Origin of the sequence: Filifactor villosus (assembly GCF_042652965.1) — a bacterium.
In the GTDB taxonomy this organism is placed as follows: Bacteria; Bacillota; Clostridia; order Peptostreptococcales; family Filifactoraceae; genus Filifactor; species Filifactor villosus.
In genome coordinates this window covers 39599-61035 of record NZ_JBHSHL010000007.1, presented here as the reverse complement: position 1 = coordinate 61035, position 21437 = coordinate 39599, and the positions used below count along the sequence as shown (strand labels likewise).

Below are 21437 nucleotides of genomic sequence, written 5' to 3'. Positions count from 1 at the left end.
CATAAACGGTCGGAAGGAAGTTGAAAGAAATGATGAAACAAAACGATAAGATCTATGTTGCGGGACATAGGGGCATGGTGGGCTCCGCCATTGTAAGAAGATTGGAGGCCGAGGGCTACAACAATATTGTTACCAGGACTCATAAAGAACTCGACTTGTGCCGCCAGGAGGAGGTAGAGACCTTCTTTGAGGAGGAAAGACCCGATTACGTCTTTTTGGCTGCGGCCAAAGTCGGAGGGATCGTGGCAAACAGCTCCGCCCTTGCAGACTTTATGTATGAGAATATGGTGATGGAGATGAACGTGATCCACAGCGCATGGAAGAACGGATGCAAGAAACTCGAATTTCTCGGATCTTCGTGTATCTACCCTAAGTTTGCACCTCAGCCTATGCCGGAGTCCTGTTTGTTGACAGGTTCTCTGGAGGAGACGAATGAGGCCTATGCTTTGGCTAAGATATCGGGTCTTAAATACTGTGAATATTTGAACAGACAGTATGGGACCGACTATATATCCGTGATGCCTACGAACCTTTACGGTCCGAATGACAATTATCATCCGACAAACAGCCATGTTCTTCCGGCTCTGATCCGTCGTTTTCACGAAGCGAAGGAAGGGGGCGTTCCAGAGGTAGCCTGTTGGGGAACGGGCACTCCTCTAAGAGAGTTCCTCTATGTGGACGATTTGGCGGATGCCTGCGTATTCCTGATGAACAACTATTCGGGAAATCAAACCGTCAATGTGGGAACCGGAAAAGAGATTACGATAAAAAAACTCACTGAACTCGTTTCGGAAATCGTAGGCTATAAAGGCTCCATCGTTTGGGATACGGATAAGCCGGACGGAACTCCGAGAAAGCTCCTCGATGTATCCAAGTTGGAAGCCTTGGGTTGGAAATACAAGACGGAATTGAGAGACGGGATCCGATTGGCCTATGAAGATTTTTTGAATAATCCCAATAGAGCTCAGAGGTAAGAAGCGAATTTTTTCGAGAGAGGGAAATCAGAGAAGGAGAGATTCTCATGAATATTATTTTGCTGTCGGGAGGTTCGGGAAAGAGACTGTGGCCCCTTTCCAATGACGTGCGCTCCAAACAGTTCATCAAGATATTTAAGAAAGAAGACGGAAGTTATGAATCAATGGTACAGAGGATGTACAGACAGATTAAACAGGTAGATGAAGGTGCGCAGATCACGGTCGCGACTTCCAAGTCTCAGGTGTCTTCGATCCATAACCAGATCGGCGACAAGGTAAATATTTGCGTCGAACCTTGCAGACGGGACACTTTTCCTGCTATTGCGCTTGCAACTGCCTACTTACACGATGTAAGGGGAGTGAGCAGAGAAGATTCCGTCGTCGTTTGTCCCGTCGATCCCTATGTCGATGAGGAATATTTCAAGACGATAAAAAAACTGGGAGAATTGGCGAAACAGGGAAACTCCAACTTGTGTCTCATGGGCATCGAGCCGACTTATCCGAGTGAGAAATACGGATACATCCTTCCCGAAAACAAGGATGATGTGAGTAAGGTAGAGAGCTTCAAGGAGAAACCGGACACTAAGACCGCTCAAACTTACATCGATGCGGGAGCCTTGTGGAACGGGGGAGTCTTTGCCTATAAGGTGGGTTATATGCTCGATAAGGCCCATGAATTGATCGACTTTAAGGATTACGAAGACCTCTATGACAGGTACGAAGATATGACGAAGATCAGTTTTGACTACGCTGTGGCGGAAAAAGAAGAGGAGATTGAAGTTCTTCGCTTTTCGGGACAGTGGAAAGATCTTGGGACTTGGAACACTCTTACGGAAGCCATGGAGGAGATCAAGATCGGAGAAGCAATCCTTAACGAGACCTGTGACAATGTGCATGTCATCAATGAACTGGATGTGCCGATTCTCTGTATGGGGCTCAAGGATGCGGTGATATCCGCAAGTCCGGAAGGGATTCTCGTCTCGGACAAACAACAATCGAGCTATATCAAACCTTTCGTCGATGAGATAAGCGGAAGGATCATGTTTGCGGATAAGTCTTGGGGAAGTTTTCGTGTCTTGGACATAGAAGAGGAGAGTTTGACCATTAAGGTCACCCTGCGTCCCGGACATCGGATGAACTATCACAGTCACGATAGACGAAATGAGGTATGGACCGTTATCTCGGGAAGGGGAAAAACGATTGTAGACGGGATGCAGCAGATGGTCCAAGCAGGCGATGTCATTACTATGGAGGCAGGGTGTAGACACACGATCATTGCCGAAACGGAACTGAAACTAATTGAAGTGCAGTTAGGTAAGGAGATTAGTGTCGATGATAAACAAAAATTCGAATTGGAAGAATAGGAACCCGGATACGAGTTCTTCAAAGAATGAGCCCTTTCTTCTCAAGCCGGCTTACAAAGATTATCTTTGGGGAGGAAGACGCTTGAACGATGATTTTTCCAAAGGTATAGAGGCCTACCCCCTGGCGGAGACCTGGGAGTGTTCCACCCATCCCGACGGACTGTCCACGGTGGACAGCGGACGATATCGAGGGCGGACCTTGCTCGAAGTTTTGAAGGAGAATCCTTCTTTTCTGGGGAGTGATGTACAGACCGGCGGAGAACTGCCCGTACTGATCAAATTGATCGATGCCGCTAAAGACCTGTCCGTCCAAGTACATCCCGACGATGAGTACGCATATCGGCATGAGAACGGCTCGAAAGGAAAGACGGAGATGTGGTATGTCCTCGATGCCAAAAAAGACTCCAAGCTGATCTACGGTTTTCACAGTGAGGTAACCAAAGAGCAGATCAGAAAGAGCATAGAGAACAAGAGAATCGAGAAGTATTTGCAGAAGAAGAGGATCGAGAAGGATGATGTTTTTTTTATCAAGGCGGGAACGGTACATGCTATCGGAGCGGGTTCTTTGATTGCCGAGATCCAACAAAGTTCCAACCTGACCTATCGTCTCTATGACTACAATCGGGTTGATAAAGACGGCAGGTTGAGGGAACTTCATATTGAAAAGGCCTTGGATGTTGCGAATATGGCAGAGCAGAAGGAACCCGTGCAACCTATGAGGGTCCTTAAATACAGAAGAGGCTGTGCATCGGAGCTTCTTTGCAGATGCAAGTACTTTCAGGTGGAACGCCTTTTGATCAATACGGAAAGGAATAGGCAGATGGCGGAGTTTCAAAGCGGACCGGACTCCTTTCAAGTCTTTCTCTGCATTGACGGATGTGGGGTGCTGATTTTCGGTCAAGAGAGGTACATCCACTTCTTCAAAGGGGACTGCATCTTTGTACCCGCAAGTTCCGTGCCGATGAAAATCCACGGAAACCTTCAAATGCTGAAAGTAAGTTGTTGAGAAGGAAGGATGGTCCATCCTTGGAAACGACTTGAGATACTGTCCCTGTTTTACTGAAAACAGATCGAGAAAGTGGATCGTAAGACAAGAAATAAGGAGAATAAGATGGATAGACAGGAAATTACTCAGCAGTATGAGCTGTGGATGAAAAACGCAAAAGAAGATCCGGACTTGATAAAGGAAATGGCTTCGTGGAAGGAAGAAGAGGTCCGGGAAGCCTTCTACAAAAATCTGGAATTCGGTACGGGAGGTCTTCGCGGAGTGATCGGAGCGGGAAGTTCCCGTGTCAACATCTACACTGTGGCAAAAGCGTCTCAGGGCCTTGCAAACTACATCCTAAAGCAGGTGCCTCGGGAACAGCGCCAAGTGGCGATCGGCTACGATTCGAGGATTAAGTCCGAGGTATTTGCAAGGACAGCGGCGGAAGTTTTTGCCGCCAACGGCATCAAGGCTTTCCTTTTTGACCGCCTGATGCCGACTCCCTGTGTTTCTTTTGCCGTTCGGAGTTTGGGCTGTTGTGCGGGGGTCATGGTGACAGCTTCTCACAATCCTTCGAAGTACAACGGCTACAAGGTATACAACTCTCAAGGTTGTCAGATTACGACGAGCGTTGCTGATGAGATCTTTGGGGAGATAGAGGCCTTGGACATCTTCCAAGATGTTTTGAGGTTGCAGTTTGACAAGGCGAAAGAGTTGGGGAAGATCGAATTTATCGGAGAAGAAGTTGTCACGAACTTTATCGAAGAAGTAAAAAAACAATCTGTTTTGGATGAGAATACCGAGGTGGACAAGGACGTGTCCATCGTATACTCATCCTTGCACGGAGCGGGCTTGGAGCCTGTGACGAGGGTTCTGCGTGAAAGCGGTTACAAAAAGGTCAGTGTAGTCAAAGAACAGGCTGAACCGGACGGAACCTTCCCTACCTGCCCCTATCCCAACCCTGAGATAGAAGAAGCAATGAGACTTGGAGTGCAGTACGCCGAACAGTTGAAGGCTGAATTGTTTTTGGCGACCGATCCGGACTGCGACAGGTTGGGGGTTGCAGTCAAAGAAGGAGAAGGCTATACCCTTCTCACAGGAAACGAGATCGGGGTATTGTTGTTTGATTATATCTGTGCCGCAAGAAAAGAGCTTGGAACCATGCCGAGTTCTCCCGTGATGATCAAGACCATTGTAACGACGGACATGGCGGAGAAGATCGCGCAAAACTACGCTGTGGAGACGATAAACGTTCTTACGGGATTTAAGTTCATCGGAGAACAAATAGGATACATGGAAGAAGAAGGAAGAGAAAACGACTATATTTTCGGTTTTGAAGAAAGTTGCGGATATTTGAGCGGCACGTATGTGAGGGACAAAGATGCTGTCAATGCAGCCTTCCTTACCTGCGAGATGTTTGCCTTCTACAAGACGAGAGGAATATCCCTCTCGGAGAAGTTGAAACAACTCTATGACAAATACGGATACTGCCTCAACACCCTTCATTCTTATGAATTCGAGGGAATACAAGGTTTTGAGAAAATGAAGGGCATTATGGATACCTTCCGAAACGGAATCGGCGAGATCGCAGGAAGAAAAACCCTGCAAGTCCTCGATTATGCAAACGGAATCGACGCTCTTCCCAAGTCCGATGTACTTAAGTATATCTTGGAAGCAGACTCCTCCTTCACAGTCCGGCCCTCGGGGACCGAGCCCAAGTTGAAGGCTTATCTCTGTGTCAGAGCGAGTTGTGAAGAAGAGGCGAGAGCTAGGGAAGAAGAGATCCGTCTTGATATTGAGAAACACCTGTTTCAGTAAAGAACCTTGGATATTTCCAAAACGAGGAAGGTAATCCTATACTGTTATTGTCTGAGTCATGGATGCCGATGACTTGTGCTCCATAGAAGATAAATCGAATTTTCTTGGTCCCAAAATAGATATAAGGAAAGAGTGCACAAGAGCAATCTTCCGGTTTTTCTTAGATTGAATAAAATGCAGAGGTTGGTCATATCAATATCTTAAAGAACTTCATCCTTTGCACAAGATTGATTTTATACCAATCTTTTGAATTGTGAGGTATCGCCTAATACTATTCCTCGATAAATATGCAACTTGTAAAAACAATATAGGCTCTGAAACGCTTGAACGATTATACAACACGGTTTTGTACAGTACAACGATTCATCCGGAGATTCGTATAAGAGAACAAAGTATCACTCGACAAAGTGTGGGAAGCGCCTCTTTACGAAACATACCCCTTTAAAAGGATTTATTCCGAAAAATTTCTGTGTTTGAAAAATAGGAATGTTGCTTTCATTTATTTCGCTATTTTGTGGTATTATTTTATATTTAATGGAATAATACTACAATCCGATTAAAATGTCGTGTGAACTGTGTAAAGATGGAAGGTATTTTTGAGAGGCTTGTAGAATTTAAACCATATCGGTATCAACCCGAGAAGTAATTGTATCGAGTAATACAAAAAAGAATTGTGTATTTTTGTGTAGTGTTTCTTTAATTCAATTCAAATTTGTTAATTCAAATTTGTCCACCTTCAACAAAGGATTTTGACTGTGATGCTGTGCTTTGTTTTGACCGTGTTTTTGAAAATATTTTGATAGTGTAGGGCAAATACGGGAGGATTTTGAAACATTTGACCGAACTTGAGCAACAGAGTTATCTTCTCTTTTGTATTTCCCCGAGAGTGTAGTGTTTTCCTAAGAGACGAGGAGGTATAAGACATGGTTTTTAACAAGGTTAAAAGAGTGGCAATGAGAAGTGCCGAAGTACTGGAACATACGGTTCCCGCTATGTTCTTTAAGAGTGATATGTCTTCGTGGGAGGATTGTTATCGATATCTCAACGGTATTCATAAGGATGTGAGATCAAGTGCGGTTAGGAATAAGACTCCCGATGACGAAGCGGATTACAAGTACGATGTATCTGTCGTAATGACAACATACAATAGGGCGGATCTCGTTGAAAGATGTGTAAAGTCCATTTTGTCGAATATACCTAAGAATGACAAATACAAAGTCGAATATATTTTTGTAAACGACGGTTCAAAGGATAACACGGAAGAAATACTTGAGAGATACAGGACCTATCCGAATGTAACCATTATAAATCAGGAAAACAAAGGGGTGTCGAACGCCAGGAACACTGGGATCGATACTTCAAAGGCAAAGTATATACTTTTTGTGGATGATGACGATATTTTGGCGGAAGGAGCAGTCGAGAAACTTCTTAAAGCTTCTGAAAAAAAGGACTATGATATTGTTGAAGGCGGGATGATGAGGGTCTTGAAGGATGGAACGGAGCGAAAAGAAAAAGTTTCTGAAAGCGGGGAAATAGAACATCCTTTAGGCACATTAAAGGGATTCTCGTGTGGCAAGCTCTTACGCAGAAATATTTTTGATCGGATCATCTTTCCTGAAAAATATTGGTTTGAGGACAGCATCAATTCAGCCCTCATCTATGGAGATCATATCAGGGGTTATGTAATCGAAGAACCGGTATATAAGTATTTTTTGACTGAAGGCTCTATCACATCGTCTCCTAAAAGTCCCAGAAACATTGACAGTATCTATGTTACAATGCAGCTTTTGAAAGACAGAAAAGACTTGGGCCTTCCGTTTCAACAGGAGAATTATGAGTATTTTTTGAGGATGGTAAATCTGACGTATCAGCGTACCAAAAAATTTGACACCAAAGTCAGATATTGCATCTTTGAGATCAACAAATACCTGCGTCAAGAATACTATAAGGATTTCAAAACCGAAAAGAGAGACTATCTCAAGACGATTGAAGAATCCCTTCTTGAAAACAACTTCGGAAAATATGTAAAGGCTTGTGAATTACACATTTAATACAGATATAAAAGAGCGTTGGAGAAAACTCTGTCGCTCTTTTTTGTTTCATAAGCTTTGCGACGGTTCTGCAACTGATTGACGCTACTCTCTGTTTGATACTATTCTTCCTTTGAATTGTAGATATAAACAATCTTTGACCCATAGAAGATAAACCGATTTTTCTTGGGTTGAAAAACAGATATATCCATACTTCTATTGGAGAATAGTATGAAAAGCGGAGATGCCTATTATTCTATCATTACATGGCTTATACTATTATTCCTTTGAATTATAGATATAAATGTTGTGTAACTGATAGAAAATAAAACGGATTTTCGTGATTGCAGAATAAATATATCCACACTTCTATTGGAGAATAGTATTAAGCAACAGGATAGAAAACCCTTACCGGATATAAGGCAGATTAAGCATAATACTATTATTCTTTTGAGTTGTGGATATAAACAATCTGTGATCCATAGGAAACAAGCCAATTTTTCACGGTTTTAAAAACAGATATATCTATACTTCTATTGAAAAACAGTATAAGTATATTGTAGTAGGTAATAGTATAAAGCGAATATCATGTGCTTCGAAAAAATGGTGCAGAGCCGATTTTGCACGAAAGATTTTATAAAGGCATCAATCTCACATTTTTTCATTTTGCAAAACTACGACAGATCTATTGTGTGTCTTTTTGAGACGGTTCCCAAGTTGTTCTGTTCGGCGTTAAGGGAGGGATCCCTCTCTTAACGACCGGCAGAATAGATTGAAATACTGACAAGGTTCAGGTATAATAGACTACGGAGAACAAAGATAATAGGACATGAAAGATACCACTACCTGTTTGTGTACTGTGAGGTTTTGGTATAAGATAGGAGAGAAATTATGAAAACGTTAAGAGAGAGTATGATCTATTTGGAGAGGCATTTGTCATCCCTGGAATCGAAGGTCTTGTCCGAAACTCCAAGCAGAGATACGGTGCTGAACATCGAAGAGAGTCACAGGTACAAGATCACGATGTCGGAGAAGAACCGAGCTTGCAAAATTCTTCTACATACCTTTGTGGGGCCCAAGCCCTCAAGTTTGTTTGAGATAAGAATGACTCATGAGATCACGGTAAGGTTTGATCGAGAGGTGTCTGTAGAAGAGTTGGAGAGGGAGTTGGATTTTTTTGTCCAGCCTTTGGGAAAGGATATCAGCTATGTCTGTACAATCGTATGTTTTGAAATGATTAAGGATAGGATCATTCTTCCTCCTTCTATCGATATCAAGATGGTAAAACCGCTGTAGAAGAGGGCGAATCGAGTATGAATATAAGGAGTTAAGAGATGAAACAATGGTTCAGATGGAAGAGGGCGGTTTCGGCGGTTTTGGCTACCGTCTTGGTTTTAACGGGCTTCAGCATGAGTTTTGCCGACAGTCAAGCAGTCGATGCTGCGATACGCAGAACCGCGGTTTATATGACGAGTACGAATAAGTCGCCGGAACTTGGAACGGTGGGCGGAGACTGGACGGTCTTAGGGCTTTCACGCAGTTCTTCTTCGGTTCCGGCCGGTTATTATGATGTCTATTACAGGTCTGTAGCCAAGGAGATCAAGGAGAAGAAAGGAGTCCTTCATCCTAAGAAGTATACGGAATATTCGAGACTCATCCTTGCTTTGACCGCTTTGGGGAGAGATCCTTCCGATGTCGAGGGCTACGATCTCTTGGAGAAGATGTCCGACTATGATAAGGTCGTATGGCAGGGTCTCAACGGACCTATATGGGCCTTGATCGCAGTGGATTCTCACAAGTACGAGATTCCCAAGGTTGCCAAGGGGGGTAGGCAAAACACCCGAGAACTGCTGATACAGGAGATTTTGAACAATCAACTCGATGACGGAGGTTTTGCCTTCGGTGCCAAGTCTGCAAAGGATCAGGGAGATCCCGATATGACGGGGATGGCGATCCAGGCTTTGGCTCCCTACAGGGATAAGACCAAGGTCAAAAAGGCGCTGGACAGGGCTGTGGCCTTCTTATCTACCATCCAAAATGAGGATGGAGGATATTCCACTTGGGGGGCTAAGACCTCCGAAAGTGCGGCTCAGGTTTTGGTCGCTTTGACAGCCATGGGCGTCGATCCCGAAAAGGATAAGAGGTTTATTAAAAACTCTTATTCCGTTGTGGACAACCTCCTGTCTTACCAACTTCCTTCGGGAGGTTTTATGCACGTGAAGGCGGGAGATAAGAACAACGGGGGAGGAGAGGCCGGAAAGGAAGACGGGATGGCGACCGACCAGGCCTTGTATGCACTGACCTCTTATTCGAGATTGCTCAAGGGTAAGACAAGGCTCTACGATATGACGGACGTGAAGTTTAAAAAGGCCAAGGTCGAGAAGAAGCAGCCGGTTTCGGAAACTCCGTCGAAAAAGGCGGAGGGCGGAGGATTCACGGATGTTTCCGGTCACAGGTTCAAGGCGGAGATCATCTATCTGGCTCAGAAGGGGATCGTTTCGGGTACGACACCGACGACCTATGAGCCGGGCAAGAGGATGACGAGGGCAGAGTTTGCCACCATATTGGTGAAGGCCCTGTCGCTGAAGAACGGAGGAAAAATGAAGTTTAGGGACGTGAGCAGGACTTCGTGGTATTACGATGAGGTCTCCGCCGCAAGCAACGCGGGTCTGATCCGTGGAAGTACGGCTGAGAAATTCCTGCCCAACGATCCGATCACAGTTCAGGAAGCAGCGGTCATTCTTGCCAATGCTGCGAAGTACAAGGGCTTCGATATTTCTATGAACGAGGGTGCCGCACGAGATATGTTGGCTCAGTTTGAAGACTATACGACCTCGGACAAGTGGGCAAGACCTTATCTCGCCTACTGTCTGAAGGCGGGGATCTTATTTCAGGACGAGATGAAACTGAGACCTAAGAGCGTTGTAAGCAGAGGAGAGATGGCAAAAATGGTGTATCAGCTCATCCATATGGAAAAATAAGAGAGGGGGGAGTTGCTTCGACTCCTTCTCTTTTTGGTTGGAGGAAGGATGTTGATCTCAGCTTCCGATCAAAATATCTGTGATTGGAAGCCATAGGCGTTTGAAGTCGTTTTAAGGGAAGACTGCACAATCCGGAAAAAGCGGGGAGAAACCGGTTTTGTATTACTATCCGTTGTATCGTTCGGTTATCTGTATGAACATTTTTTATACTGTTCTCCGTTTGAAATTTCAGGCAAACAGAATATATAGTTATACTATTCTCCGTTTGAAATGCCGGGTATACAAAATATATCATTGCCGAAAAACAATTTGGATGATTATATTATTCAAAGCGTTCAACCCGTCAATTTTAATAGATAATAGTATTACCGGAAACATTTGGAGTGATCACAGAATTCAAGCTGCACGACCGAGCAATTTGAACAGATAATGGTATTATACGGCAAAAAGTTTATGAAAGCGCTTGTTTGAAAGGATGGAAGGCGGAAAAATTCGAAAGGAAGTTATGTGATGAAGTGGACGAAAAATAAGGGGATCATAGCCATCTTTGTCGTTCTCCTTCTTGTTGCAAGTTTTATCTGGGGTGGGAACCATCCCAAAGAGAAAACGGTCGAAAAACCTGTAGCGACACAGGAAAAACAGGAGAAGACTTCGACGACGGAGGAGGTTTCTTCAGGGGAGAAGGACAGCTCCGATACGGGAAAGACCCTCGAAGAGAAGGCGGATAAGCCGGAGGAACAGCAGCTCGCAGGAGAGCGGAAACCGGATGAAGAAACTCCGACCGAATCCCCGACGAAGGACAAGAAAGAGGCGGAGCAGAAAGAAAAGAAGGATACGAAGCTCGAAGAAACAAAGAAGGATGATCAAAAGAAACCGGAGAAGAAACAAGAGAAGCAGCCTTCTAAGATGAAGATCAACCCCAAAACAGGGAAGGATAAGTATATGACGGAGCCTGTTCCCGAGGGAAGACCTCTACCGGTCGAGTGGCAGGATGTTACCGTCGATGAGGATGCACAGTATCATTGCACTTTGTCGGTGAGCTGTAAGACTATTTTGGACAATATCGACCTTTTGGATAAGAGCAAGCTGGAAGTCTTGCCCGAGGACGGGATCATCTATGCAGAAAAAGAGGTCGTTTTCTATGATGGAGAGTCGGTGTTCAACGTTCTTCAAAGAGAGATGAAGAAAAATAAGATCCATTTGGAATTTGAGATGACGCCCGTATACAACTCCAATTACATCGAGGGGATCAACAACCTCTATGAGTTTGACTGCGGAGAACTTTCCGGATGGATGTACAAGGTCAACGGCTGGTTTCCTAACTATGGTTCGAGCCGATACCGCTTGAGGGACGGGGATAAGATCGAGTGGGTATACACCTGTGACTTGGGAAGAGATGTGGGAGACAACTATATGGGCAACGCAAAAGGCGGAGGAGAGTAGGTTATGAATGGAAGAAAGGACGAGTTTTCCTATCTGCATCCCGTCATCAACTTTATATACTTTTTCTTTGTTCTGTGTTTCAGTATGTTTTTTATGCATCCCGTATTTTTGCTCATCTCCCTCCTGTCATCCGCTATGTATCTGGCCTATATTGTCGGTCGGGAAGGTTTTTTGAAGAAACTTCGGTTTGCCGTCCTGTTTTTCTTCTTCATCGTCATCTTAAATCCCCTGTTCAACCATCAGGGGGTCACGATACTGTTCTATCTCAAGAGCGGAAATCCCATGACCTTGGAATCCATGGTATACGGAGTTGCGGCAGCCTCGATGTTTTTGAGCGTACTTTCGTGGTTTTCCTGTTACAACCACGTGATGACCTCCGACAAGTTCATATACCTGTTCGGCAGGCTGATCCCTGCCCTTTCTCTGGTATTTTCGATGGCACTTCGCTTTGTGCCCCGATACCGACACCAGGCACAGGTGATCCTGCGTTCACAGGAGTGTATGGAAACGACGACTCAGCGAAGGACCTACCTTGCAAAGATCAGGAGGGGTGCGAGGATATTGTCTATCCTCGTAACTTGGGCGCTCGAAAATGCGATCGAAACGGCGGATTCGATGAGGGCGAGAGGATACGGACTTCCCGGAAGGACGGCATTTTCCATCTATCGATGGAGTGTGAGGGATCGCAATCTTTTTTTGGTCATTGTAGGGTTGGCTTTCTTGGTAATTGTAGGAGCGATCGCCGGGGAAAATACGATCCAATACTACCCGTCTATCAAGATAAAAGACATCCGTCTCGGGAGTTTTGTGATCTATACCGCCTATGCCCTGTTGTGCAATACTGCGTTGATGTTTAATCTTTGGGAGGATAAAAAGTGGAAATCTTTCGAATCGACAATTTAAGTTTTTCTTATCCCTTGGCAGAGAAGGATACCTTGAAATGTCTCGATCTCTCTATCGAAGAAGGGGAGTTTGTGACCATTTGCGGAAAATCGGGCTGCGGGAAGACGACCTTGCTTCGCCACCTCAAGCCCGTGTTGACCCCTCACGGGAAAAGGACGGGCGAGATCTGTTTTTTCGGACAAAACATAGAAGGTTTGGATGACAGGGCGCAGGCACAGTCGATCGGTTTCGTGCTTCAGAGTCCCGAAAATCAGATCGTGACCGACAAGGTGTGGCATGAACTTGCCTTCGGTCTGGAGAGTCTGGGCTATGATACGATCACCGTTCGCCTCAGGGTTGCCGAGATGGCAAGTTTTTTCGGAATCCAAAACTGGTTTCACAAAAGAGTGACCGAACTCTCGGGAGGACAAAAACAGCTCTTGAATCTGGCGGCCGTCATGGCGATGAACCCGAGTGTCCTCATCTTGGATGAGCCGACGAGCCAATTGGATCCGATCGCTGCCGTCGATTTCTTGGAGACGCTCGCAAAGATCAACAGAGAGATCGGCACGACGATCATCCTGTCGGAGCATCGCCTGGAGGAGGTCGTGCCGATGTCGGATAGGATCATTGTGATGGAGGATGGGAAGATCATAGCGAACGATGATCCGAGAACGGTCGCCATGCAGCTATTGAAAGAGGAAAATGATATGTTTGTCGCAATGCCGACCCCGGTTCAGATTTATGCGGGAGCACAGAGCGGTCGTTCTTGTCCCTTGACGGTCAGGGAAGGGCGCAGCTGGCTCAATTCCGTTCTGAACGGTCGCTCGAAGGAGGAAAGCACACAAGAGGACTCTGAAAAGAAGAGCCTCCTTTCCAAATTTATGAGTGTGAGCAAGGTACCCGAGACAGGGATCTGTCTCGACGAGGTTTGGTTCCGTTATGACAAGGAAGGTCAGGACGTTATTAAAGGTTTGGATCTGCGGATCGGGGAAGGAGAAATCTTTGCCATTCTGGGAGGAAACGGAACGGGAAAGACGACCACGCTTTCGATCATCGGGGATCTGTTGAAGCCTTATCGGGGAAGGGTCTTTGTCCGCGGAAGGCAGAGGAAGAAGGGAAGCAGCGAGGATGTGAGGATCCTTATGCTTCCTCAGGATCCGCAGAGCCTGTTTCTGAAAAAAACGGTGGAGGAGGACTTGAAGGAGGTCTTTAAGAAACCGACGGAACAAGAGAAGGAGAAGATAGAGGCGATGATCGACAGGATGAAGATAAGGCAAGTTCTACATCAACATCCCTACGACCTGAGCGGAGGGGAACAGCAGAGACTCGCTCTTGCAAAGATCCTTCTTTTGGAACCGGATGTGCTTCTCCTCGATGAGCCGACCAAGGGTTTAGACGGTTTTTTTAAACAGAGTTTGGCCGAGATCATGAAGGGGATGAAGGCGGAGGGAAAGACGGTGATCATGGTGTCCCACGATGTCGAGTTTTGCGCAAGATATGCCGATACCTGTGCCCTCTTCTTCGATGAGGGAGTCGTCAGTCAAAGGGGGGCGAACGAGTTTTTTGCCGGGAACCACTTCTACACGACGGCGGCAAACCGGATGGCACGCAATTACTTTCCTATGGCGGTGACGACGGAGGATGTAAGACGAAGGTTGAAACAGGCTGAACTTGTTGAGAAGGGAGGGGATGAGATGTGAAAAACAGGGCTTTGCCGCTTCTTCTCGTTGCACTGACAGGAGCGGGTTATATGTTGTCCCACTTCTTTTTTAGAGAGCACAAGGTAGTGATGATCGTCCTCCTTCCGGGGTTTTTGATACTTCTGTCGATCCTCAAACGGTTTCTGAACACCAGGTTCAAGATGGCGGGTTTCATCATTTTGGTGATGATACCTCTCACGATGTTCATTAGCCTGCGCTATCTCGGAGACCGAAAGTACTACTTCGTGAGTCTGTTGATCGCTATTTATACGATGGTGCCTTTTTTTATGCTGTTCGAAAAAAGGGAGCCCAAGGCACGGGAACTCATCCTGATCTCGGTCATGGTTGCCCTGGCGGTCGCGGGAAGGGGAGCTCTGTACTTTCTTCCCCATGTCAAGCCTGTGATCGCCATCGTCATCATATCGGGTCTCGGTTTCGGAGCGGAGGCGGGTTTTCTGGTGGGAGCGATGTCCGCCTTTGTCTCGAACTTCTTCTTCGGACAGGGACCGTGGACTCCGTGGCAGATGTTTACCTACGGTTTTATTGGCTTTGTTGCGGGTATCCTCTTTAAGAAAAAACTCTTGCCGAACAATAAGATCGCGATCAGCATCTTCGGTTTCCTGTCCATCCTGTGCATCTTCGGTCCCATCCTCAATCCCGCCTCCGCCTTGATGGCCCAGGGCTATGTCGATCTCGACTCGCTGAAGAGGTATATGTTGAGCGGACTTCCCGTCGATTTGGTACACGGGAGCGCGACGGCGATCTTCCTGTGGTTTTTGGCGGAGCCCATGCTGGAGAAGATAGAAAGGGTAAGGATCAAATACGGTCTGTTGGAAGCGCAGTAAGCGTATTTTTCTACAAGGATCGTTTGGAGAGCCAAGGCTGTATGAAAGCATCCTCGCTTTTTGCCGTCGGTATAGCGATCGTGAAAAGATTATGAACTATAGGCCTTCCAAATTTTATTTTTCATACAAAACTCTCTCCGCACTATTTTTTTGAGGTATGGGTCCTACCTCATATATGCTCCTATAGAAATGTAGTTATATCCGTTTTGCGACTACGAAAGTTCATTTCATCTTCTACAGAGTGCAGATCGTTGATGGCAATACTGCGACGAATGACGGTGTTCAGTGCTTACTTGGGATAGTTGTAACTTCCCGGGGAGGGCATGTCGGTGTAGAGATCGATCCCGTCGCTGAAGAAGATAAGATCTTTTTGTTCGTCGGTGCGATATACAAGGATCCCGTTCTTTTTCAAGAGCTCCATCACCCGCTTGTGAGGATGGAAAAAGGAGTTTTTGTATCCACAGGAGATGATGGCGACCCGCGGACGAACGGTTCTCAAAAAGATGTCGGTGGTCGAGTGCTTGCTCCCGTGGTGGCCGATCTTCAAGTAGTCGCAGCGGAGATCGGGATAATGCTTCAGAATCTCCTCTTCATTGACAGCCTCGGCATCTCCCATAAGGAGAAAGCGGTTCTTCTTGTAGCGGAGGTAGGTCACTGCTGAAAACTGGTTGCTGCTCATATAGGCGTGATCGAAGGGAGAAAGGAAGAAGGCCTCTATCTCTTTATCAAAGTCGATCTTCATTCCCGCAACGACGGTTTGGATGGGAAGGTCTTTTTCTTTTGCGGCTCGCAGAACGTCTCTGTAGCTTTTGCTCTTGCTTTTGTGAGAACTCATAAAAAAGGTTCCGACGGGAAACTCGTCGATGACGGCATCGATGCCGCCGATATGATCTGCATCGGGATGGGACCCGATAAGGATATCGATGTGAGAGATCCCCTTCGTTTTGAGGTAGGAAACGACCTCATCTGCGTGAGCATTGTCTCCCGCATCGATCAGCATGGTCCTTCCGCCCGGGGAGAGGATCAGAGTGCTGTCGCCTTGACCGACGTCGATGCTGTGCAGTTCAAGCATTCCGGAAGAAGTCTTGAACGATGGGATATGTAGATCTTGACATCCTGCAAGGAAGCATAGAAGGATGAGAAGAAGAAGGCAGATTTTTTTCATAATTCTCCTTTCGCGGTATCGGTGTTCATATCGTTTTCTTTTTTAACACTAGTGTAGCGGCACGTTGAAATTCACGGTAATTTCGACTTTGATATGAATTCTTTCGGTTTATAACCGAGATAAGAAATAAAGCTAAATATCAATATGTCAGGACACTAGTATCTATTAGAATTGTCCGGTCGTGGAGTTTGAATTTCAAACGTTTCCGGTAAAGATATATTCTGTTTGCCTGACATTTTATACTATTATTCTTTTGAGTTGTGGATATAAACGATTTGTGAACAATAAGAAGATAGAACAATTTTTCGCAGTCAACAAATAGATAGATCCATACTTCTATTGGAGAATAGTATAAACAGTCAGACTACGACAGAAGATCGTGGCCGTGCTTTGAGCTGCCCCGACTTATCTTTCTACCGGAGTTCGGTATACAAAAAGCGGAAAACCTCAGTAAAAGTATAGCATAAAACTCTTGGAGCAGGATAGTGTTAAAAGAGGGAATGTAAAGAATAGAAAAAACATGGAGATCAGGGGGTAAAAAACCTTTGTGTAGTCAGGCGGGGGAAGGATTTTTCTAAGCATTACAGAATTTTTTCAAACTCCTTATCAGGACTTTGTTTGGCAACAAAAATGTTTTTTTACAAAAAATAGGGTATAATGGAAGGGTAAAGGGGGAGATTTTTATCAGTATTTTAGACACTATACCGGAAATGAAACCGATCAATATAGATTCGGTAGACTGCCTGGTGCCTTTTTTTGAAAAGGTGGGTTATGAGGCTTGTGAATACAGTTTTACAACGATGTATATGTGGCAGCAGTCCTATGGTTTTCGCTATCTCTGCAAGGATGAGTTTGCACTGATTTTCGGAGAGTACGAGGGACATATCTTTATGATCAATCCCTTGTGTGAGATGAAGTATCTCGATCAGGCTTTTGAGTATGGGGAAGCAATCTTTTCGCAACTGGATATGCCGCTTCGCTTTCGTGCGGTTACGCAGGAGATCAAGGAGTATTTGGAGCGAAGGTACGCGGATACTATGGAGTACATCAACAGTCGAGATGCGTGGGATTACTTCTACGAAGGCGAAAAGATGAGGACTCTTTCGGGAAGAAAACTTCATTCCAAGAAGAACCATCTCAATGCTTTTTTGAAGGAATACGGCGGAAGATTTGAGTACAAATTGCTTACACCTTCGGAATTCCATCAGTGTATCGACATCGAAGAGCGCTGGGCGCAGACAAGAGAACGCGATGAGAACATCATCAGTGAACGTCTTGCCCTTCCCAAGATCTTTGCCAATTACAAGTTTCTGCCGGATCTTCGAGTCGGAGGGATCTATGTCGATGGGCGTTTGGAAGCCTTTACCATAGGAGATTATCTCAATCCGGATACGGCATTGATCCATGTGGAGAAGGCAAACCCTGAGATTCGGGGGCTCTATGTAGCTATGAGTGTATTGTTTTTGCGCAATGAGTTTCCGGAGGTACTGTTTGTCAATCGGGAAGAGGACCTGGGACTTGAAGGTTTGAGAAAGGCAAAGCTGTCCTACAAGCCGCTAAAGATGGTTGAGAAGTATTATGTAAAGCAGGCGGGTTTGGAAAACTAAAGGAGAAGGACATGGATATTCGTATTGCAACTGTAGAGGAACAAGAGCGGGTAAAGAAGCTGTGGAAGTATTCGTTCTCGGACACGCCGCAGTACTTGGATTATTACTTCGAGAAACGTTACAGGCAGGAGAACAATCTTGTTTTGACGGTAGAAGGAGAACTTGTTGCCACGCTTTTAACCAATCCTTACATCCTGTGCATGGGAGGATCTCGAAAAAAGGTAAGTTATATTGTTGCGGTCAGCGTAGAGCCGCAGTACAGAGGGGAAGGGTATTCTTCCGCCCTTTTGAAACGGACACTTTCTATCCTGTACGAAAAGGGAGAAGATCTGGTTCTTCTTATGCCGATCGACACCTCCATTTATCGAAGATATGGATTCATTAACACCTTTTTTCAAGATTCTTTTCTTACGAGCGTCAAGGGAAGAGTCGGGCGAAAGTCGCCTTTGTTACTGAAGAAGGCGGTTTTTACGAGGAAAGAAGATACCGAAGCGCTTTGTACTCTCTATGAAAAAGCGATGAGGAGCAAGTATGCCTATGTGGATAGGACGCAGGAAGACTTCGCCGTCCGCTTGGATGAGGCGGAGCGTGAAGGAGGAACAGTCTACTTTTTTGTACGTGAGGGAGAGAAGGTAGGGTATTTTTTCTTTTTTGACGAGTATGAGAAGGATATGGCCTTGGTTCAGGAGCTGGTAGCTTTCGATACGGACTGTATCAATAGGCTGATGACCTTTCTATATCAGCACCAGACTCAATGTTCGGAAGCGATCGTTCAGCCTGTGGATGCCAGAAGGTTTCAACTCGGGATTGAGTTCGACAACCAAATCGAGCACAAGATTCGTCCCTTTATGATGAGCAGAGTCTTACATGCACAAAACTGTTTAAGGGATCATCTGAAGTTTTCTGTCGATGTTGTAATAAGGATCGAGGATGAGATGATCAAAGAAAATTCCGGATCCTATCTTTGTAAAAAGGATGGGATTCAAAGGTTGGATGGGCATGAGGATTGGGATGTCTGTATGAGTATTGAGGCACTGACCCTGCTTGTGATGAGGCAGGCAACTTTGGAAGAGTTGGAATCTTCGTCTTTGCTTGAATTCAGGCGGAAGAGTTTTGTGTTTCTCCAAGACGATTTCTTGGACGAAAACTACAGCAATGATTACGTATAGAACTTGGTTTTTGAGACGACCGACTATGATTTTGGCACTTGCGAGTATTCTGTTCTCCCTGATATTGACATCCACTTTGCAGATTGAAGAGGTCGGTCCGACTCAAGAATTGAGAGATACTGTTGTAAGAGTTGAAGAACGCTTTGGTAAAACAAGGATAAGAGGGCGGAGAATCATTGTGGAGACCTCCGTCTCAGATTTGCGTGAAGGGGATGTTTTTGTTCTAAGAGGAGACTTTATTCCTGCGACCGAGCAAGAGAGCGCGTTTTATCGCAGATATCTTCTGTCACAAGGACTGTTTTACACAGTGAAAAAACCGATAATTCAAAAGACCGATGAAGTCAAATTGTTCTATCGTTACAGGGCAAAGGTTCTCGGTTATCTACAGAGGAGGATCGAAGAGAGGTTTCGATCGACTTCCTATCTTTGGAAGGCTCTTCTCTACGGAGACAGAACTGAATTTCCGAGGGAGGTGAGGGAAGACTTTGCAAGAGCGGGTCTAAGCCATGTTTTGGCCTTGTCGGGCTTTCATGTAGGGATTCTTGCGATGTTTCTTCAAGTCTTGCTCCTTCCCCTGTCTTTGAGGAAGAGAACGACGATGATCTGCTTTATTTTGACGGTCTATGCCCTGTTGACAGGACTTCGTCCTTCGATTGTCAGAGCGGTGGGGTTCTACCTTCTGTACTACCTTTCCTTTTTATTTCACAGGAGATACGATTTGATCTCCGCTCTCTGTATTATGTGTGCCGGGATCTTGCTCTTACATCCTTTGAGCATTTTGGATGTAGGTTTTCAGTTATCTTTTTTAAGTGTCTTGTCCATTGCTCTTTTCCAAGGAAGGATGGAGGCTTGTCTGGAAGGTTGGGTGAGCCTTTTGAAAGACAAACGCTTAAAGAAAGGGTGCAAGTCAGTCGGTTCAACGCTTGTTCTGAGCATATCTCCGTTGATCTTAAGTCTGCCTTTGGCGGCATATCATTTTCAGATCGTACCTCTTCTCTCGGCAGTGAGCAACCTCTTTGTTCTTCCTTTGATAAGTTTGAGCATGACCCTTTTTTTGGTTTCCATGCTCCTGCCTGCGGGCTTGTTTCTTACAGATATTCTCGTTTGGGGTGTAAACCTGTTGACAGATCTGATGAATAAGGGGATCGCATGCCTAGTCTGTCTTCCCTGTTCTTATCTGGAGATACAGGAGGTACCCGCCGTTTTTATGTTTTTTTATTATGGGGTTTGTATCGTCTGGTATATCAACAGCGAGAAGAAGATGATCAAGGAGAATTTCTATGACATTCAAAGAATTGAAAAAGAAGTCGGATAGCATAAAAAAATATGTTTTTTTTGGAGAAGAACAGTATTTGGCTGATGAGTTTCTCGCTCTTCTCAAATCCTATCTCGAACCTTCTTTTGCCGACTTTAATTTTATAACTTTAACTCAGGACAAGACGGACTATCTCACGGCTCTGTCACAGATCGAATCCGTTCCTATGATGGATGCACTTAAGATCATCTACTTTCCTTCTTTTATCACGCGGGAGACGAGCAAAAGTCTATGGACGAAGAAGGAGCTGGAAGAGTTCCTGAGAGTGGTCGAAGCTCTTGATCCGAGCACTTATCTTGTAGTGAACGTTGAAGCGGAGAATAGGAAGAACAATATCTACAAAAGACTTTGCGAGATGAGCGAGGTCTTTGAACTGAGCAAGCTCAAACCGAAAGAATTTCATGAACATATCGAAACTCGCTTTGAGAGAGAAGGACTCTCCATGGAAGACGGGTTTATTGCAAGGTATGAAGAGCTGAGCGGTTACTATGATAAACAATTGCGTAGGAATTTATATGATGTGGACGCCGACCTCAAAAAACTCATCGCCTTTCTCAAGGAGAAGGGCAGGATGTCCGAGGAAGATATGGTTACTCTGGTGGGAGACACAAGGACGGCGGAGCTCTTTACTTTCGTCGATGTTCTCTTGGCAGGAGATCGCAAAAGAGCCTTGGAGATGTATGAGTTGCTGAAGAGGACGGATGGGAGCTCCAAGCTGCCTTTAACTGTTTTGAGCCTTGTTACGACAAGTCTGTCCTCCTATCTGTACGCTGTCAGAATGTTGAAGAGGGGACATTCCCAAGCATCTATTGCAAAAGAATTGGACCTGCATGTTTTTCGACTCAAAAAGTCCTTGGATTTAAAAAAGTACTATACACAGGAACGGGCCCTGCGAAAGTTCAACGCTCTTCTTGAACTCGATCGGCGTTTCAAGTCGGGTGGACTTGTACAGGATATGATGGGAGAGTACATTATCTTTGAACTTTGCAGATAACGCGATAAGAGGCGCGACGCTTCCTTTCTATGTATGTAGGAGCTTGGAGAACGAACGGAAGCAGAAGAAAAACCGCAGCTCTTTTTTTGAGAGACTGCGTTTTTTCTTACATGCGACAATATGTTTGATACTACTATTCTTTTGAATAGTGAATATAAAAAA

16 protein-coding genes are annotated in these 21437 nt (G+C 45.2%); 15 read left to right on the top strand and 1 reads right to left on the bottom strand.

The annotated features are described in order from the left end of the window. Positions 1–29: 29 nt before the first annotated feature. The 11 genes from ACFO4R_RS02230 (at position 30) to ACFO4R_RS02180 (ending at position 15025) form a co-directional block, all read left to right on the top strand. Positions 30–974, top strand: coding sequence for a GDP-L-fucose synthase family protein (locus ACFO4R_RS02230; protein WP_379787359.1), 945 nt, complete (start codon positions 30–32; stop codon positions 972–974). Between the two features lie 47 nt (positions 975–1021). After that, the gene (locus tag ACFO4R_RS02225) at positions 1022–2338 is read left to right on the top strand and encodes a sugar phosphate nucleotidyltransferase (RefSeq protein ID WP_379787358.1); all 1317 of its coding nucleotides are present in this window, start codon (positions 1022–1024) and stop codon (positions 2336–2338) included. Continuing rightward, positions 2307–3344 carry a type I phosphomannose isomerase catalytic subunit gene (locus ACFO4R_RS02220; RefSeq protein ID WP_379787357.1) on the top strand — a complete coding sequence of 346 codons (1038 nt, stop codon included), beginning with the start codon at positions 2307–2309 and terminating at the stop codon, positions 3342–3344. The genes ACFO4R_RS02225 and ACFO4R_RS02220 overlap by 32 nt, the downstream gene beginning before the upstream one ends. 105 nt (positions 3345–3449) lie before the next feature. Beyond that, complete coding sequence (locus ACFO4R_RS02215) at positions 3450–5141, top strand: phospho-sugar mutase (RefSeq protein ID WP_379787356.1); 1692 nt, start codon at positions 3450–3452, stop codon at positions 5139–5141. A gap of 923 nt (positions 5142–6064) precedes the next feature. Further along, a complete protein-coding gene (locus ACFO4R_RS02210; protein WP_379787355.1) occupies positions 6065–7192 on the top strand; it encodes a glycosyltransferase family 2 protein in 1128 nt (375 codons plus the stop codon). Positions 7193–8062: 870 nt separating this feature from the next. Further along, on the top strand, positions 8063–8467 hold the full coding sequence (locus tag ACFO4R_RS02205) for a hypothetical protein (RefSeq protein WP_379787354.1): 405 nt from the start codon (positions 8063–8065) through the stop codon (positions 8465–8467). A gap of 38 nt (positions 8468–8505) precedes the next feature. Next, positions 8506–10152, top strand: coding sequence for an S-layer homology domain-containing protein (locus ACFO4R_RS02200; RefSeq protein ID WP_379787353.1), 1647 nt, complete (start codon positions 8506–8508; stop codon positions 10150–10152). A 510-nt stretch (positions 10153–10662) separates the two neighbouring features. Further along, complete coding sequence (locus ACFO4R_RS02195; protein ID WP_379787352.1) at positions 10663–11595, top strand: DUF4430 domain-containing protein; 933 nt, start codon at positions 10663–10665, stop codon at positions 11593–11595. 3 nt (positions 11596–11598) lie between these two features. Continuing rightward, a complete protein-coding gene (locus ACFO4R_RS02190) occupies positions 11599–12498 on the top strand; it encodes an energy-coupling factor transporter transmembrane component T (protein WP_379787351.1) in 900 nt (299 codons plus the stop codon). Continuing rightward, a complete protein-coding gene (locus ACFO4R_RS02185) occupies positions 12471–14180 on the top strand; it encodes an ABC transporter ATP-binding protein (RefSeq protein WP_379787350.1) in 1710 nt (569 codons plus the stop codon). The genes ACFO4R_RS02190 and ACFO4R_RS02185 overlap by 28 nt, the downstream gene beginning before the upstream one ends. Then, complete coding sequence (locus tag ACFO4R_RS02180) at positions 14177–15025, top strand: ECF transporter S component (protein ID WP_379787349.1); 849 nt, start codon at positions 14177–14179, stop codon at positions 15023–15025. Before ACFO4R_RS02185 ends, ACFO4R_RS02180 begins: the two co-directional genes overlap by 4 nt. A gap of 289 nt (positions 15026–15314) precedes the next feature. Here the strand turns inward: ACFO4R_RS02180 and ACFO4R_RS02175 are convergent, their stop codons facing one another. Next, the gene (locus ACFO4R_RS02175) at positions 15315–16190 is read right to left on the bottom strand and encodes a ComEC/Rec2 family competence protein (protein ID WP_379787348.1); all 876 of its coding nucleotides are present in this window, start codon (positions 16188–16190) and stop codon (positions 15315–15317) included. A gap of 710 nt (positions 16191–16900) precedes the next feature. On the opposite strand from ACFO4R_RS02175, the gene ACFO4R_RS02170 reads away from it, so the two are divergent. The 4 genes from ACFO4R_RS02170 to holA are packed head-to-tail and all read left to right on the top strand — an operon-like array spanning position 16901 to position 21275. After that, positions 16901–17797, top strand: coding sequence for a DUF2156 domain-containing protein (locus ACFO4R_RS02170; RefSeq protein ID WP_379787347.1), 897 nt, complete (start codon positions 16901–16903; stop codon positions 17795–17797). Between the two features lie 11 nt (positions 17798–17808). Continuing rightward, entirely contained in the window at positions 17809–18966 is a 1158-nt protein-coding gene (locus tag ACFO4R_RS02165; RefSeq protein WP_379787345.1) for a GNAT family N-acetyltransferase, read from the top strand. 25 nt (positions 18967–18991) lie between these two features. Continuing rightward, complete coding sequence (locus ACFO4R_RS02160) at positions 18992–20281, top strand: ComEC/Rec2 family competence protein (RefSeq protein ID WP_379787344.1); 1290 nt, start codon at positions 18992–18994, stop codon at positions 20279–20281. Beyond that, entirely contained in the window at positions 20247–21275 is a 1029-nt protein-coding gene (gene holA, locus ACFO4R_RS02155) for a DNA polymerase III subunit delta (protein WP_379787342.1), read from the top strand. Before ACFO4R_RS02160 ends, holA begins: the two co-directional genes overlap by 35 nt. Positions 21276–21437 lie beyond the last annotated feature (162 nt).